Annotated in this window: 1 protein-coding gene; it reads right to left on the reverse strand. The window is 27.8% G+C overall.

Going from position 1 to position 403, the window contains the following annotated elements:
* Positions 1–372: UPF0236 family transposase-like protein (locus L21TH_RS04370; protein WP_034429317.1), on the reverse strand; the 372-nt coding region annotated here is incomplete at its 3' end.
* Positions 373–403: the final 31 nt, after the last annotated feature.

A 403-nucleotide genomic window follows, 5' to 3' on the forward strand; every position in this document is an offset into this window, starting at 1 on the left:
TTTCTCTTTAATCTTTTCTCCTAGATTCTGTATTATGTTCCAAGCTGCTGAATGACTTATACTTTGATTTGTCATTTCAGTTATTTTCTCTGCGGTTTTTCTATATGATTCATCTGTTGCTAAGTCAACAATCTTTTCTACTAAGTTAGTAGATATATGTCCTATTGTGTCCATGTTTAGATATTCATCTAAAAGATATTTATATGCCTTTTTACCTTCTTCAGTTTTATATTCATATATCCTACGTTTATATTCAATTTCACCCATTACTGTTTTTATAGTAGTTTTCTTAAATCCTTTATTTCTATATTTTTTCTTATCTCTTTCTTTCATTAACTTATCATCTAGTTTTTCAAGTATATCTACTATCATTTCACATGCCTGTCGGCAGACAAAACTAAAA

Source organism: Caldisalinibacter kiritimatiensis, from assembly GCF_000387765.1.
GTDB lineage: Bacteria > Bacillota > Clostridia > Tissierellales > Caldisalinibacteraceae > Caldisalinibacter > Caldisalinibacter kiritimatiensis.